The organism is Pseudoruegeria sp. HB172150 (assembly GCF_013184805.1).
GTDB lineage: Bacteria > Pseudomonadota > Alphaproteobacteria > Rhodobacterales > Rhodobacteraceae > Psychromarinibacter.
Genome location: NZ_JAATNG010000001.1, coordinates 1817015 through 1831649, shown reverse-complemented (window position 1 = coordinate 1831649; position 14635 = coordinate 1817015). Strand labels below are relative to the sequence as shown.

Here is a 14635-nt window from a genome sequence, read left to right as displayed (position 1 = left end):
GATTGAATTCCCCCAGCATCCGCGCGGCGCGACCCGTCGAGGCGCGGCGTAGTGGCTGGAGGTGACATATTTGTAAGGGGCCGGTGACATGCTTGTAACAGGCCGGAAATGAGCCGTGCGGCATCGCATGGGGCGCTCCGGGAGACCCGCTTAGGTTGCAATTGCTGAATTCGTCAGCAGCCGGAGGTCCGGAATGAAGACCTGATTGCCGGGACTGAACGGCTGCGAAAACCTAACGGCTGCGAAAGCGCACGGTTAGTATATATGCTCTGACCTGAGTTTGGCGCACCCGAGAGGATTCGAACCTCTGGCCTCTGCCTTCGGAGGGCAGCGCTCTATCCAGCTGAGCTACGGGTGCCTAGGGCGCCCCTATATCGGGCTATTCCGAACGGTGCAACGGCAATCCGCCCCGCCCGGTTGTCGGGCCCGCGTCCGACCTGATAGCCTTAGTTCCATCGCATAGGAGACCGGCATGGCATTGGCGACCGAAGCACATGAGATATCCGACATCGCCTTCGGCTTTATGGGGTCGAAGGCCTTGTTCGCGGCGATCGAACTGGGAATTTTCGACCATCTTGCCGCGGGCGCTCTGACCGCGGAGGAACTGGGCGAACAGGCCGGAGTTCACACGCAGCGCGCGCTGACACTGTTGACGGCCCTGGCGGGGCTGGGGCTGGTCGATGTGTCCGAAGGCCGTTTCGCCAATTCTCCGGCCGCCGCCTCGTTCCTCGTGAAAGGGCAGCGGTACGACTTCAGCGATTACCTGCAGCTCCAGGTCGGACAGCAGATGTACGGGCTGATGGATCAACTGGTGCCGGCCCTGAAGGATGAACTGCCGGAAGATGCCGTCGGCTCCTATGCCGACTGGTTCTCCGACCCAGAGGAGGCGCGGCTTTATTCCGACAGCCAGCATGCCGGCTCGCTTGGTCCGGCCAGGGCTTTGGCGCGGCGGGTCGATCTCGGCAATGCCAGGCGCATGCTGGATGTGGGCGGCGGAACCGGCGCCTTCTCGATCACCTTCTGCCGGACTTTTCCCAACCTGCAGTCCACCATCGTCGACTTTCCGAACGTGGCGGCGGTCGGCCGCGAGAAGATCGCCGAGGCGCGGCTGGAGGAACGCATCCGCTACGTCGAGGCGGACGCCACGGGCCTGCCCGACTGGCCCGATGATCAGGACGTGGTGCTGATGTCCTACCTGCTTTCCGGCGTCCCGGGCGAGGATCATGCCGCTATGTTTGCCGCTGCTGAACGCGCGCTGAAACCCGGCGGCCGGATCTTCGTTCATGACTTCATCGTCGAGGGAAGCCGCAGGGGCCCGCATCTGACCGCGCTCTGGCAGTTGCAGCATACGGCCTTCACCCCGCGCGCCGCCTCGCTCGATGCCGAAGGGCTGGCGGATCGGCTGGAGAAAACCGGGTTCACCGAGGTGGAAGTGGCACCGATGATCCCGGAAATGACGATGCTGGCCGAGGCGCGCAAGGCCGCCTGAGGCGGTTCCGTCTCGCTGGTGGCAGAGCGCCTGAAAGCGCTCTGCCGGGATGACCTGCCGTCAGTGCTGGTGACCGCAGAAAAGCTCCTTTCGGTGCGCCACGTCGGCGCGGTGCTTTTCGACGTATTCCATGACCGATCCCATGGTGCAGTCCTTGCCGCCGAAGCCGGACCACGGCTCGAACCCGTGGACGTGCAGAACGCTTTCGGGATCGAGCTTGAGAATGCGGATGATGACCGAGGCGACGATCTTGCCTCCGACACCGGTCAGCTTGCCGTTGCCCTTCTCGCCCGCCTCCTGCAGGCAGTAGAACCACAGCGGCGTCTTGTCGATGTGGTGGTCCTTCAGGACCTGCGGCGCCGGCAGCGGATCGAGACCCAACGCAATCGCCGCATGCTGCCCGGATTCGACCTGGATCGCCGTTCGGTCGCGCAGGATGTTGCGCAGCGCGAGCTTGCGGGCGCGCTCGATGCTGATCTCATAGCCGTTCCAGTTTTCCGGCTTGTTGACGATGTTGTCCGGAAGTTCGAACAGCGCGGCAGGCATCTTCGGCCCGACAGGCAGGGCCCGTTGGGACTTTGCGCCGCCGATATCGAAATACATCTCCATGTCCAGTTCGGTGTCTTTCGTACGCCAGGTGAACCCGCCTTTCAGAAGGTCCAACATGTCCATGTCTGCGCCGTTCTTTTTCAGCTGGTATTTCGGCTGCACCGTCGCATGGCCGAAGCGGTAGGCCGCCACCGAGAAATCGGCCGGCATGATCGGCGCCTTGCCGTGGAACGGATCGTGTTTCAGGACGTGCTTGATCACCTCCGGATCCACGAAGGATGGCAGGAAGTGATGCAGGATCAGCCACTGGTAATGCAGGCGGATAAACCGGCGCACTTCTTCGAAGCTTTTCATCTTCGGAGGAACGATCTCGTCCCAGACCTTCTTGCGCACGCCCATGCTGGCGCAGGTGGAAACCGCATGCGCACAGTCTCCATCTTCAGCCATCTGCGACATGAGGATGTTGTGCAGGGCGATGAAGGCGCCCTGGATCTGGCTGACGATGATGTTCTCGTCATTGCGCGGGTCGCCGATCAGTGCGCGACCGTGATCATTGCGGGGAAGGTCATATTCGTAGTCCTTCCGCCCGTAGAGCATGAACCCCTTGTGCTTCTCGGAATAGAGATGCGGAGATGCATCCGGTCCGTCACCATACACACAATCCAGATCCAGGTTCGGTGTGCGCACGTTGCGGATCGAGCGCGGGTCGATGCGCGTGCCGATGGCGCTGGTGGCGTCGAGGGTGATGTCGTGGTCTATGAACTGGCCGAAGAAGGTCATTCCCGCTTCGGCAGGCCCTTCAGGTTCGTCGCCGACCGGCAGCCGCATGGTCTCGACGAGGGCGTCAAAACCGTCGACGATTTCCTTCTCGGTCAGGTTGCCGGTGATCGGATTGTGCTTGAAGAGATAGCCGAATATCTGCGGCAGGACTTCAATCGTATTGAGCGCGTTGGCTCCCAGACACTCGTGCATAAGCAGATCGAGCCGGCCAAGGCCGTGGTAGCTTTTTGTCATGAAATTCAATCCTGAAATTTACAGTACGATACAACCGGGACAGAAAATTCCCTTGGGTAACTTACTATTAAAAGGTGATTCCGGAAAGGCCGAATTCCAGCCGGCCTAGCTTGTCATGAATTGGGCCCGATTTTTTGGGCTCCACCAGATGCCTGGCCTGGCTCAGGCGAACAGCTCATGACAGAGCTCCAGCGCATCCACCAGCACGTCGATCTCCTGCGTCGTGTTGTAGAGCCCCAGAGAAGCACGGCAGGTCGCCGTCAGGCCAAGGTGATCCATCAGTGGCCCGGCACAGTGATGCCCGGCACGCACGGCCACGCCCTTCTTGTCGAGCACGGTGGAAATGTCGTGCGCATGAGCCGCCCCTTCCAGCGTGAAGGAGAAGATCGCCGCCTTGTCCGGTGCGGTGCCCTGCAGGTTAAGCCAGTTCAGTCCCGCCAGCTTAACTACCGCATAGTCGCGCAACGCCGCCTCATGCGCCGCGATGTTCTCCATTCCCAGCGCCATCATGTAATCGAGCGCAACGCCCAGCCCGATCATCGACACGATACCCGGCGTCCCTGCCTCGAACTTCATCGGTGGGTCGGCCCAGCTGACGGCGTCCTTGCTGACCTCCCGGATCATGTCGCCACCGCCCATGAACGGCCGCATCTCGGCCAGCCGCTCTTTCTTGACGTAGATCGCGCCCGATCCGGACGGGCCATACAGCTTGTGGCCGGTGATCGTGTAGAAATCGGCACCCAGATCCTGCATGTCGAGCGGCATGTGCACCGCCGCCTGCGACCCGTCGACCAGCACCGGCACGCCTTTTTCATGCGCCGCTTCGACGATCGTCTTCACGTCGACCACGGTGCCAAGGACGTTCGACAGATGCGTTACCGCGACCAGTTTCGTCTTGGGCCCGATTGCGTCGATCACCTTCTGCGGGTCGAGCCATCCGGTCGCATCGGTATCCACCCATTTCAGCACTACACCCTGCCGTTCGCGCAGGAAGTGCCAAGGCACGATATTCGCGTGGTGCTCCATGACCGAAAGCACGATCTCGTCGCCCGCCTGCATCCGTGGCGCTGCCCAACCGTAAGAGACCATATTGATCCCCTCGGTGGTGCCGGTGTTCATGACTATCTCGTCCTCGGACGCCGCATTGAGGAACCGCGCAATGGTGCCGCGCACCGCCTCGTACTTCTCGGTCGCGAGGTTCGACAGGAAGTGTAAGCCGCGGTGTACGTTCGCATATTCCATGGAATACGCCTGTGTCACCGCATTGATAACCGCATGCGGCTTTTGCGCCGAGGCACCGTTGTCGAAATAGACCAGCGGCGCACCGTTCACCTCGCGCGACAGGATTGGGAAGTCCTTGCGGATGGTTTCGACGTCATACATTGGCGGGCACTCCGACGCTGAAACCGATCAGGTTGAGGATGATCGCAAAGCAGAAGGTCAGCGCGATGATCGAGACGATGATCATGCCGAACACCTTGCCAAGCGATGTAAAGCCGTGCAGCTCAGCCACGAAATTTGTCAGCAGCCAGAAGAACGCGACGATGGACGCGAGTGATATGATCACCGCGACCGGTGGCAGTACCACCAGCGCCAGCGTCTGTGCCACGCTGAGCAGAAAGATGCAGAACTGCAACCACACCACCAGAATGATAGCGTCGGCAAAGCGCCCGGTGCCGCCCATCGCGCGACCGATCCAAAAGATTGCGAAGATAGCGACCAGAAGCGAACAGGCCTGAATGATCGCCGAGGTGAATGGGCGGTTCAGTATTTCTCCGAACATGACGAGGCCAGGATCGCCGAGATAACGCACGCTCATGTATTGCAGCGCAACGCTCAGCACGACGACCAGCAGCAGCGCTTCCCAGCGGGACCGCCGCGGCAGCCCCAGCTCCATGATCCAGCGCGCCGCCTCTCGCGGCTGTGCGAAGGTGGCCCATGCCTGGCCGATCAGCGTCTTGAGATCCAGCGTCATGCGACCGCGTCTGCTTTTTCCGTTTCCCTCAGGCTCACGCCCCAGAACAACAGAAAGATGGCGAGCGCAAGTCCACCGGTGATGTTCAGGGCCAGTCCGGGCCCGACGAACCCGGCCACCAGACCATTCAGCAGCCAGAGCGGCGCGGCGGCCAGCAGCGACCAAAATAGGGCCAGCCGGGCGCTGTAACCAGTCCCCTGCCCGCCGAACAACCGCGCAATCAGCCGGCTGGCCCCCGCCAGCAAGTAGGCAAAGAGCGGCACGATAAAAAGCCATGCAAACAGCGCGCCGCCAAGACGCGCCTGCAGCGATATTTCCGGGTTCAAGTACGCCTCGCGCGACAGCCTCGGCCATTGCGCCACGAAGATCAGCAGGCAGGCGACCATCAGGAAGATAAGCGCCCGGTCTTCGCGCGGACCCGCCGCCTGCAATCGCCGGACAACGGCGCGCGGGCGGCGGTACATGGCCGCCATGTCCGTCGTGACCGCCATCAGCCCTTCCGCCGGCGCTCCAGCCAAGCCTCGAGCCGCACACGGATATCTTCCGCGATAGCCGGGTTCTCGATCTCCTGGATCGCTTCGGCCAGGAAAGCCAGAACCAGCAGGTCCTGCGCCTGTGATTCCGGCACGCCGCGCGAGCGCAGATAGAAAAGCGCATCGTCGTCGATCGCGCCGGATGTCGACCCGTGAGAGCACTGCACATCGTCGGCGTAGATCTCCAGCTCCGGCTTGGCGTAGAACTCGCTGTCGTCGTCCAGCAGCAATGCCTGGCTGATCTGGTAGCCGTCGGTTTTCTGCGCCTCGGGCTGAACCAGGATCTTGCCCTGGAACACGCCCGTCGCACCGTTCCTCAGTACCTTCTTGAACACCTGCCGGCTTTCGCAATTCACGGCGTTATGGGTGATGAAGACAGTGTCGTCATGGTGAAAGTCGCCGTCGCCAAGAGCCGCGCCGGCCACATGGGCCGTGGCATCGTCGCCGGTCAGCTCGACCACGCATTCATTGCGCGTCATCACGCCGTTCGCGGTCATGGTGAAGGACTTGAACACACTTTCGCGGCCAAGGCGCGCGAAGGTATGCGTTACAGCCTGGCGTTCGTGATCACGCCCTTGCGCCCGGATATGGTGGAAGGCAGCGCCATCGGCGACCTCGACTTCCATCACCTTGTTGAACCGGGCCGCCGCCGGACCGTTCTCCAGCACTGTCAGCGAGGCGCCTTCCTCGACCTTGATGCAGTGGTGCAGCATCGCATCGGAATTGTCTGACTTGTGGAGATAAATCAGCGATACAGGGCATTTCGCTTTGCGCGTTGCACGGATCATTACCCCGTCGCTGGCATAGGCCGTGTTCAGTGCCGCCAGCGGCCGCGCCACCGGATCCTGCGCGCGCTCCTCGAGGATGCCGTAAACGTCTTTCGCCCAGTGGATATCGGCCCGAGTTGCCTGTTCCAGCCGCTCGATCTCTACCCCGGCCATCTTCGGATCGTCGGATTGCTTCGCGTCGAACACACCGTCGACAAACACCAGCCGCACGCGGTCGATCTCGGAAAAGATCGGTTGCTCGTCGTTCGGAAAGACCTTGGCTGTCGCTGCTTCTGCGGCGTTCAGCCCGTCGGGCCGGGTCCATTTCCAGTATTCGTCGCGCCGCCCGGGCAGGCCCATCGCCTGTACCCGCGCCAGCGCCGCCTCTCGCGCCGACGTGGCCCAACCCGCCCCGTCCGGCAGGCGCAGCCCGGCCAGGCGCGCGTCTGTCGCGTCCTGTTTGACCTGCGGCAGTGCCATCACGCGGCCCCTTCCAGCTCGGCCAGGATGTCGGCATAGCCGTTTTCCTCGACCTCAAGCGCCAGTTCCTTGCCGCCGGTCTTGACGATGCGACCCTCCGCCATGATGTGCACGACATCCGGAACGATGTGGTTCAGCAGGCGCTGGTAGTGAGTGATCACAAGGAACCCGCGCCCGGCATCCCGTAGCGCGTTTACGCCGTCAGAGACCAGCTTCATCGCGTCCACGTCGAGGCCCGAGTCGGTTTCGTCGAGGATGCACATCTTCGGCTCCAGCACCGCCATCTGCAGGATCTCGTTGCGCTTCTTCTCGCCTCCCGAGAAGCCCATGTTCACCGGCCGCTTCAGCATCTCGCTGTCGATCTTCAGCGATTTAGCCTTTTCGCGGATCAGCTTCAGGAAATCTGCTGCGCTGACTTCTTCCTCGCCGCGCGCCTTGCGCTGCGCGTTGAGCGCGGTGCGCAGGAAGGTCATGTTGCCGACGCCGGGGATTTCCACCGGGTACTGGAACGCCAGAAACAGGCCGGCCGCGGCGCGTTCTTCCGGCTCCATGTCCAGGATGTCCTCGCCATTCAGAGTGGCGGCACCTTCGGTCACTTCATAACCATCGCGGCCTGACAGAACATAGCTCAGCGTCGACTTGCCTGACCCGTTCGGTCCCATGATCGCGTGCACTTCACCGGCGCCAACCTCCAGGTTCACACCCTTAAGGATCTGCTTGTCTTCTTCCTCAAGCTTGACGTGCAGGTTTTTGATATTCAGCATATTTTCCTCGTCACATCCGGGCGTCGCATCGCGGTGCGTCATGCCCCCGTGTCAATCTGTAAGCTTCGGCCTGATCCGATGTGAAAGACCGTGGCTGTTTCCAATCCGGTCTAACCGACCGATCCTTCCAGCGAAATCGCCACCAGCTGCTGCGCTTCCATTGCGAATTCCATTGGCAGCGCCTGCAGCACGTCTTTGCAGAACCCGTTCACGACCAGCGCGACGGCCTCTTCCTCGTCCATGCCGCGCTGGCGGCAGTAGAACAGCTGATCCTCGTCCACCTTGGACGTGGTCGCCTCGTGCTCGCAGCGCGAGGAGTTGTTGCGCACCTCGATATAGGGCACGGTATGCGCCCCGCAGCGGTTGCCGATCAGCAGCGAGTCGCACTGGGTGTAGTTCCGCGCGTTCTTCGCCTTCGGATGCACCGCGACCTGACCGCGATAGGTGTTCTGCGCATGGCCCGCGCTGATCCCCTTCGACACGATCCGGCTGCGCGTATCCTTGCCAAGATGGATCATCTTGGTTCCGGTATCGGCCTGCTGGTAGTTGTTGGTGATCGCGATGGAGTAGAATTCGCCCTGCGATTCATTCCCGCGCAGGATGCAGCTTGGGTATTTCCACGTCACGGCGGAGCCAGTCTCGACCTGAGTCCACATCACCTTGGACCGGTCGCCCCGGCAATCGGCGCGCTTCGTCACGAAGTTGTAGATGCCGCCCTTGCCGTTCTCATCGCCGGGGAACCAGTTCTGCACCGTGGAATACTTCACCTCGGCGTCTTCCTCGACGACGATCTCGACCACTGCCGCGTGCAGCTGTGTAGTGTCGCGCTGCGGCGCGGTGCAGCCTTCGAGATAGGACACGTACGAGCCCTTGTCGGCGATGATCAGCGTCCGCTCGAACTGGCCGGTATTTTCCGCGTTGATGCGGAAATAGGTGCTGAGTTCCATCGGGCAACGCACGCCCGGCGGCACGTAGACAAAGGACCCGTCCGAGAACACGGCTGAGTTCAGCGTCGCGAAGAAGTTGTCCGAATAGGGCACGACGGAGCCGAGGTACTTCTTCACCAGTTCCGGATGCTCGCGGATCGCCTCGGAGATCGAGCAGAAGATGACACCCGCCTTTTCCAGTTCCTTCTGGAACGTGGTCCCCACGGAGACGGAATCGAACACTGCATCGACTGCAACCTTGCGGCCCTCGGCCGGCGCATCTTCAGCGCCCTCGACCCCGGCCAGGATCATCTGCTCTTTCAGCGGGATGCCCAACTTTTCGTAGGTTTCCAATAGCTTCGGATCCACCTCGTCGAGCGATTTCGGCTTCTCCATCATGCTCTTCGGCTTGGCGTAATAGTACTGGTCCTGATAGTCGATCGCCGGATAGTTGATCATCGCCCAGGTCGGCTCTGTCATCTGCTGCCAGCGCTCGAATGCCTTGACGCGCCAGTCAGTCATCCACTCAGGTTCGCCGTTCTTGGCAGAGATCAGCCGGACGATATCCTCGTTCAGCCCCTTCGGGGCATAGTCCATCTCGATCTCTGTTTCCCAGCCGTACTTGTACTTTCCGGCCATGGATTTGACGGCATCAACCGTTTCCTGGTCGACGCCTTCTTTGACCTGCGTCTGATCCAACGCTGCCATAGCTTACCCTCTCGTTACGCCGCGCGCGTCCGGAACTTCCGGTGCTGCACGGACCAGGCGTCGACGAAACGCCCGATCATCTCCTCGGTGGTGGCCGGTCCAAGCGATACTCGTATCGCTGACGACGCCACTTCCTCGTCGTATCCCATCGCGCGCAGCACTCGGCTCGCGCGCACTTTTCCACTGGAACAGGCCGATCCCGCAGAAATCGCGAAACCCGCAAGGTCCATCTGCATCACTTGTGTTTCGCCTTTCCAGCCGGGAACCGCGAAACACGCGGTATTCGGCAACCGCGATGCATCTTTTCCAGCCAAGATAACCTCTGGCGCGGCGTCCACAATGGCACTTTCTAGAATATTTCTAAGTTTTTCCACTTGCGCCCAGATTTCATTGGTCAAATCGGACGCCGCGGCCTCGGCTGCGGCCCCAAATCCGGCAATGGCTACGACGTTTTCCGTACCGGACCGCCGCCCCATCTCCTGCCCGCCACCGCGGATTCGCGCCTGAAGGTCGGTGCCGCGCTTCAGGATCACCGCGCCGACGCCCTTCGGTCCGCCCAGTTTGTGGGCCGAGGCCAGTGCCATCGTGCAGCCCAACCAGTTAAACGCCACCGGTAACTTGCCCCAGGCCTGCGTCGCGTCGCAGACGGCCAGACCTTCGGGCAACTCCTGCAGTACGCCGGTTTCGGAATTTGCCAACTGCAGCGTGCTCGCCCCCGGATCGTTCACCGTCACGCGGCCATTCGGCGCAACCGGAAGGTCCGGTGTGATCCACGCCGCCACCGCATCATGCTCCGCGTCGCCGCCGTGCAGGCCGCGGCCCGCAAGCGCCAGCGCCGCAGCTTCGGTCGCGCCAGAGGTAAAGACGATATCCGCCCCCTCGGCGCCGAAGGCCGCCGCCACCTGCGCCCGCGCCCGCTCGACAAGTGACTTGGCCGCCCGCCCCTCGGCATGAACCGAGGACGGATTACCCGCGATCTCCATCGCCGCGACCATCGCTTCGCGCGCTTCCGGGCGCAGCGGCGCCGTCGCGTTCCAATCGAGATAGATCCGGTCCTTCACCAAGATCCCCTGCTTCTTCTGGTCATAAGATATTCCCGCCGGAGGCGTCGCCTCGTTGGGGCGACCACGTGCGCACCACCTGGGGCGTTCCCGTTACCGTGCCGCGTCCGCCTCGTCCACCACCGCAAAGAGGCTTGGCACTGCGGGACAGGGTTTCAGTCCGTTGCCCACCACATCCGCCAGCGTCGTCTGGTGCAGAAACACGTAGACATGGCTCGACAGGTTCTCCCATAGCCGGTTGGTCAGCGACTGCGCCTTCGATCCGGACGACCCGCCCGAGGCGCCGGCACCCGTCTGCAACGCGCTTACCGTCTCGTCGACCGCGCCAAGAACGTCAGCCACGGTAATCTCGTCGGTCGGCTTCGCCAGCCGGTAACCTCCGCCGGGCCCGCGCACCGAATCTACCAGCCCCGCCCGCCGAAGCTTGACGAAAAGCTGCTCGAGATAGGGAAGTGAAATCTGCTGGCGTTTTGACACTTCACCGAGCGAAGACAGTGCATCCGCCGGTTGCAGCGCCAGATCGGCCAGCGCCACCATTGCATAACGTCCCTTCGTCGAAAGCTTCATGTGACGGTCCCCGCCTTACTCATTGACCTCATGTCTCGCGGTCATTAACTGCAATACGACCTTCAGCCGCCCTCGGCTACCCGTTGCGGAACTTAGAATAGTTCTAAAGTGGTCGAGCGATTCCGTCAAGAATTCCGGCGGCACGGAAGTAACGTGTTGAGGAGGGCCCATGCCCGAAGTGATTTTTCCCGGCCCCGAGGGCCGGCTGGAAGGGCGGTATCACCCGCAGAAGACCAAGGACTCCCCGATTGCGATCATCCTTCATCCGCACCCGCAATTCGGCGGGACGATGAACAATCGCGTGGTCTACAACCTGCACTACGCTTTCTACAACATGGGGTTCACCGTTCTACGGTTCAACTTCCGCGGTGTCGGGCGCAGCCAGGGCGAATACGATCAGGGTATCGGCGAGCTTAGCGACGCCGCCTCGGCGCTCGATTATCTGCAGTCGATGAACCAGAATGCCAAACATTGTTGGGTTGCCGGCTTTTCCTTTGGCGCCTGGATCGGCATGCAACTTCTGATGCGGCGGCCAGAGATCACCGGCTTCATCAGCGTGTCTCCGCCGGCGAACATGTACGACTTCTCGTTCCTGGCGCCCTGCCCCTCTTCGGGCCTGATCATCAACGGCACTGCTGACCGCGTAGCGCCGCCGCGCGACACCCACGCGCTGGTCGACAAGCTTCACGAGCAAAAGGGGATTACGATCACTCATCAGGAGGTCGAAGGTGCCGGGCACTTCTTTGAAGATCCGCACATGGAACAGATGATCGGCCAGGTCGACGAATATGTCCGCCGCCGGCTGACAGAGACGACGCGTTAGTCCAAAGACAGTACCCGGAACAGAGGGGCGCCCGCGGAATGTGGAACGCCCCTTTTTTCTCGTCGTCAGTGGATCAGGCAGGCCGGTGATCCGGCGTTTTCGCGATGATCCACACCGCATGTACGATGCCGGGGATATAACCCAGGATTGTCAGCAGTATGTTCAGCCAGAAATGCTTGCCAAATCCGACCTGAAGGAACACGCCAAGCGGCGGCAGCAGGATGGCGATCACGATACGTATAAAATCCATCATGTCTGGGTCTCCTTTTGCAGACCCAACGCCGATCCGCCCGCCGGGTTCCCGGGCTCCGTCACGGCGCGTCGAGATCCACCTGGAACGGCAGCAGCGGTTTCGGACGGTATTCCCCGATCTCTCGCCAGCGCCGCCGCGCCGGGTCGGACACGTCGCCGAATGCTGCCGGGCCCAGCTTTTCCACCCGGTCCTGAACGTTCCGGCGCAGCAGCTTGGTCAGAAGCCCCGGTTCCGCCGTCTGGTTGTGAAGCGGAACGTGGAAGTCTTCTGAGCCGAGGAACTCTTCCATCTGCGCGACGTCGAACACCAGACCCTGTTCAGCTGCGCCCTCGGCGATCCAGCGCAGCGCGATGTTCGACAATCCCACGATATCGCCGCCGCCGCCGACCGACCCGTGATCGCCTGAGAACCAGAGCTGCTGATAAGGCTGATATGGCCCGCTACGCCCGGCGTTCAGCTCCGCGAGGTTGTTCCACAGTGTCGGCGGAAAGGTCTTGCGTCTTTCGTCGATAGCCACTGCATGTCGCGCCGCCTTCACGCTGCTCGACAGTTCGGTGTCGTGAAATCCGTGACTTCCGTTAAAGACCTGCGACAACACCTTGTAATGGCCGGGTATTCCCAGTGCGCCCACAGTATCCCATACCCCGAGATAGGTGATGGAAAGCAGGTGCGGCTCTGGTTCGCCGCGCGCCACGCGCCAATCGACCTCCTTCGGGCTGGTGGCCACCAGCGGAGAAAATTCCAGTCTGAACTCGTGGCTTTCATCGGTCCCCGGCCGGGTTTCCTCTGCCGTGTCGCGGTAGCGCTTCAGCGCTTCTTCCACCCGGTGCGCCTGTTCATGCGGCGGCAGGCCCGAGGCGCGGATCATCCCGGCAAGTGACCGAGCCGTGAAAGCGCCGCGCGAGAATCCGAAGATGTAGATCTCGTCGCCGGGCTCGTACTGCTCCGCCAGGAACCGGTAGGCCGCCAGGATGTTGCGTGTCACCCCGGCCCCGGTCGCGCCGCCCCAGACCTTATCCCACCACTTCCGGACGCCCGTCTTGCCAAAGCCGGTACCGACACCTGGGATGTACTTCAGGATCTGGGCGACGCCATCTGTTCCCGTCTGCTGCGCCGACTTGTGAAGGTGATAGACATTGGTTGGATACCGCGCATCCGGCCTGTTCCACGTGCCGTCGCAAAAGATTGCGATCCGCTTCATCGCAAAACCTCCCTGATTCCAATATCTTTCGGCGCGTTTGCAATGCAGGTGCAGCGTTACAGTGGCGCCATAAATTCAACCGGAACTATAGCATTTCGCTCACCGCTTAACCATCAGGTGATTCGTGACCGGCGGTAACCTTTCGTATACCAATGCATACCGTCTTCCCCGTGGCTCTGAATTTCGCTAAGACGCCCGCAATGCCCGAATCCAGCCATCGGAGACACCCATGACCAAGATCAAGGTGGACAACCCCGTCGTAGAGATCGACGGGGACGAGATGACCCGCATCATCTGGGACTTCATCAAGCAGAAGCTGATCCTGCCCTATCTCGATGTCGATCTGCTCTATTACGACCTGTCGATTCAGGAGCGCGACCGAACCGAGGACCAGATCACCATAGACGCCGCCGAGAAAATCAAGGAGGTCGGCGTCGGCGTAAAATGCGCCACCATCACCCCTGACGAGGCGCGGGTAGAGGAATTTGGGCTCAAGAAGATGTGGCGCAGCCCCAACGGCACGATCCGCAACATCCTCGGTGGTGTCGTTTTCCGCCAGCCGATCATCTGCAAGAACGTCCCCCGCCTCGTCCCCGGTTGGACCAGGCCCATCGTCGTCGGCCGCCACGCCTTTGGCGACCAGTACAAGGCCACCGACTTCCATTTCCCCGGCGCCGGCAAGCTGACGATGAAATTCGTCGGCGAAGACGGCACAGAGATCGAGCGCGAAGTGTTCGACGCCCCCTCCGCCGGCGTCTTCATGTCGATGTACAACCTCGACCAGTCGATCATCGATTTCGCCCGCGCCTCCTTCAACTACGGGCTCAACCTGAAATGGCCGGTTTATCTGTCGACCAAGAACACCATCCTCAAGGCATACGACGGCCGCTTCAAGGACCTGTTCCAAAAGGTCTTTGACGAGGAATTCGCCGACAGGTTCAAGGAAGCCAAGATCTGGTACGAACACCGCCTGATCGACGACATGGTCGCCTGCGCCCTGAAATGGAACGGCGGCTACGTCTGGGCCTGCAAGAACTACGACGGCGACGTGCAATCCGACACGGTGGCGCAGGGCTACGGCTCCCTCGGCCTGATGGCCTCGCAGCTGATGACCCCTGACGGCAAGATCGTCGAGGCCGAGGCGGCGCACGGCACCGTCACCCGCCACTACCGCCAGCACCAGGAGGGCAAACAGACCTCCACCAACTCCATCGCCTCGATCTACGCCTGGACCGGTGGGCTGAAACACCGCGCCAAGCTCGACGAGAACATCGCGCTGATGTCCTTCGCGACCACTTTGGAAAACGTCGTGGTCAAGACCGTCGAGGACGGCTTCATGACCAAGGATCTCGCGTTGCTCGTCGGCCCGGACCAGGGCTGGCTGACCACGATGGGCTTCCTCGAGAAGATCGACGAGAACCTGAACAAGGCGCTGGCGGGTTAGCCGGCAGCGCCTAACAAGCGCTCGCCGGACAGTGCCCCGTCCAGCCGCTTAGAACTCGGCACGCGGAACGCGGGGCAGATC

14 protein-coding genes and 1 tRNA gene are annotated in these 14635 nt (G+C 61.7%); 3 read left to right on the top strand and 12 right to left on the bottom strand.

The features are described from left to right. Positions 1 to 281 precede the first annotated feature (281 nt). Positions 282 to 358, bottom strand: a tRNA-Arg gene (locus tag HCO70_RS08775). A 114-nt stretch (positions 359 to 472) separates the two neighbouring features. Between HCO70_RS08775 and HCO70_RS08770 the strand changes: the two genes are divergently transcribed. Next, complete coding sequence (locus HCO70_RS08770) at positions 473 to 1489, top strand: methyltransferase (RefSeq protein WP_172295018.1); 1017 nt, start codon at positions 473 to 475, stop codon at positions 1487 to 1489. 60 nt (positions 1490 to 1549) lie between these two features. Here HCO70_RS08770 and HCO70_RS08765 read toward each other — a convergent pair whose 3' ends face one another. From HCO70_RS08765 to HCO70_RS08725, 9 genes are all read right to left on the bottom strand, one after another. Next, on the bottom strand, positions 1550 to 3052 hold the full coding sequence (locus HCO70_RS08765; RefSeq protein WP_172295016.1) for a peroxidase family protein: 1503 nt from the start codon (positions 3050 to 3052) through the stop codon (positions 1550 to 1552). Between the two features lie 162 nt (positions 3053 to 3214). Beyond that, on the bottom strand, positions 3215 to 4435 hold the full coding sequence (locus HCO70_RS08760; RefSeq protein WP_172295014.1) for a cysteine desulfurase: 1221 nt from the start codon (positions 4433 to 4435) through the stop codon (positions 3215 to 3217). After that, positions 4428 to 5027, bottom strand: a complete 600-nt coding sequence (locus tag HCO70_RS08755) for a Yip1 family protein (RefSeq protein WP_172295012.1) — start codon at positions 5025 to 5027, stop codon at positions 4428 to 4430. The genes HCO70_RS08760 and HCO70_RS08755 overlap by 8 nt, the downstream gene beginning before the upstream one ends. Then, positions 5024 to 5518 carry a YIP1 family protein gene (locus HCO70_RS08750; protein WP_172295010.1) on the bottom strand — a complete coding sequence of 165 codons (495 nt, stop codon included), beginning with the start codon at positions 5516 to 5518 and terminating at the stop codon, positions 5024 to 5026. The genes HCO70_RS08755 and HCO70_RS08750 overlap by 4 nt, the downstream gene beginning before the upstream one ends. Next, positions 5518 to 6807 (bottom strand): Fe-S cluster assembly protein SufD, encoded by a 1290-nt coding sequence (gene sufD, locus HCO70_RS08745; protein ID WP_172295008.1) that lies wholly within the window; start codon positions 6805 to 6807, stop codon positions 5518 to 5520. The genes HCO70_RS08750 and sufD overlap by 1 nt, the downstream gene beginning before the upstream one ends. Further along, the gene (gene sufC, locus HCO70_RS08740) at positions 6807 to 7571 is read right to left on the bottom strand and encodes a Fe-S cluster assembly ATPase SufC (RefSeq protein WP_172295006.1); all 765 of its coding nucleotides are present in this window, start codon (positions 7569 to 7571) and stop codon (positions 6807 to 6809) included. Before sufC ends, sufD begins: the two co-directional genes overlap by 1 nt. A 110-nt stretch (positions 7572 to 7681) precedes the next feature. Then, positions 7682 to 9205: a Fe-S cluster assembly protein SufB gene (gene sufB / locus HCO70_RS08735; RefSeq protein ID WP_172295005.1), complete on the bottom strand. Its 1524-nt coding sequence runs from the start codon at positions 9203 to 9205 to the stop codon at positions 7682 to 7684. Positions 9206 to 9219: 14 nt separating this feature from the next. Further along, positions 9220 to 10266: a cysteine desulfurase family protein gene (locus HCO70_RS08730; protein ID WP_371742174.1), complete on the bottom strand. Its 1047-nt coding sequence runs from the start codon at positions 10264 to 10266 to the stop codon at positions 9220 to 9222. Positions 10267 to 10359: 93 nt separating this feature from the next. Next, on the bottom strand, positions 10360 to 10833 hold the full coding sequence (locus HCO70_RS08725) for an Rrf2 family transcriptional regulator (protein ID WP_172295003.1): 474 nt from the start codon (positions 10831 to 10833) through the stop codon (positions 10360 to 10362). A gap of 169 nt (positions 10834 to 11002) precedes the next feature. On the opposite strand from HCO70_RS08725, the gene HCO70_RS08720 reads away from it, so the two are divergent. Further along, a complete protein-coding gene (locus HCO70_RS08720) occupies positions 11003 to 11656 on the top strand; it encodes an alpha/beta hydrolase (protein ID WP_172295001.1) in 654 nt (217 codons plus the stop codon). A gap of 73 nt (positions 11657 to 11729) precedes the next feature. Here the strand turns inward: HCO70_RS08720 and HCO70_RS08715 are convergent, their stop codons facing one another. After that, a complete protein-coding gene (locus HCO70_RS08715; protein WP_172296223.1) occupies positions 11730 to 11906 on the bottom strand; it encodes a YqaE/Pmp3 family membrane protein in 177 nt (58 codons plus the stop codon). Between the two features lie 61 nt (positions 11907 to 11967). Further along, positions 11968 to 13110: a DUF2235 domain-containing protein gene (locus HCO70_RS08710; protein WP_172295000.1), complete on the bottom strand. Its 1143-nt coding sequence runs from the start codon at positions 13108 to 13110 to the stop codon at positions 11968 to 11970. A 229-nt stretch (positions 13111 to 13339) separates the two neighbouring features. Between HCO70_RS08710 and HCO70_RS08705 the strand changes: the two genes are divergently transcribed. Continuing rightward, a complete protein-coding gene (locus tag HCO70_RS08705) occupies positions 13340 to 14554 on the top strand; it encodes an NADP-dependent isocitrate dehydrogenase (RefSeq protein ID WP_172294998.1) in 1215 nt (404 codons plus the stop codon). Positions 14555 to 14635: the final 81 nt, after the last annotated feature.

Bases quoted from the DNA above. Each gene is read 5' to 3' on its own strand.
- sufC (WP_172295006.1), bottom strand. From the start codon at position 7,571: ATGCTGAATATCAAAAACCTGCACGTCAAGCTTGAGGAAGAAGACAAG.
- HCO70_RS08765 (WP_172295016.1), bottom strand. From the start codon at position 3,052: ATGACAAAAAGCTACCACGGCCTTGGCCGGCTCGATCTGCTTATGCAC.
- HCO70_RS08720 (WP_172295001.1), top strand. From the start codon at position 11,003: ATGCCCGAAGTGATTTTTCCCGGCCCCGAGGGCCGGCTGGAAGGGCGG.
- HCO70_RS08705 (WP_172294998.1), top strand. From the start codon at position 13,340: ATGACCAAGATCAAGGTGGACAACCCCGTCGTAGAGATCGACGGGGAC.
- HCO70_RS08760 (WP_172295014.1), bottom strand. From the start codon at position 4,435: ATGTATGACGTCGAAACCATCCGCAAGGACTTCCCAATCCTGTCGCGC.
- sufB (WP_172295005.1), bottom strand. From the start codon at position 9,205: ATGGCAGCGTTGGATCAGACGCAGGTCAAAGAAGGCGTCGACCAGGAA.
- HCO70_RS08755 (WP_172295012.1), bottom strand. From the start codon at position 5,027: ATGACGCTGGATCTCAAGACGCTGATCGGCCAGGCATGGGCCACCTTC.
- HCO70_RS08725 (WP_172295003.1), bottom strand. From the start codon at position 10,833: ATGAAGCTTTCGACGAAGGGACGTTATGCAATGGTGGCGCTGGCCGAT.
- HCO70_RS08710 (WP_172295000.1), bottom strand. From the start codon at position 13,110: ATGAAGCGGATCGCAATCTTTTGCGACGGCACGTGGAACAGGCCGGAT.
- HCO70_RS08715 (WP_172296223.1), bottom strand. From the start codon at position 11,906: ATGGATTTTATACGTATCGTGATCGCCATCCTGCTGCCGCCGCTTGGC.
- HCO70_RS08770 (WP_172295018.1), top strand. From the start codon at position 473: ATGGCATTGGCGACCGAAGCACATGAGATATCCGACATCGCCTTCGGC.
- sufD (WP_172295008.1), bottom strand. From the start codon at position 6,807: ATGGCACTGCCGCAGGTCAAACAGGACGCGACAGACGCGCGCCTGGCC.
- HCO70_RS08750 (WP_172295010.1), bottom strand. From the start codon at position 5,518: ATGGCGGTCACGACGGACATGGCGGCCATGTACCGCCGCCCGCGCGCC.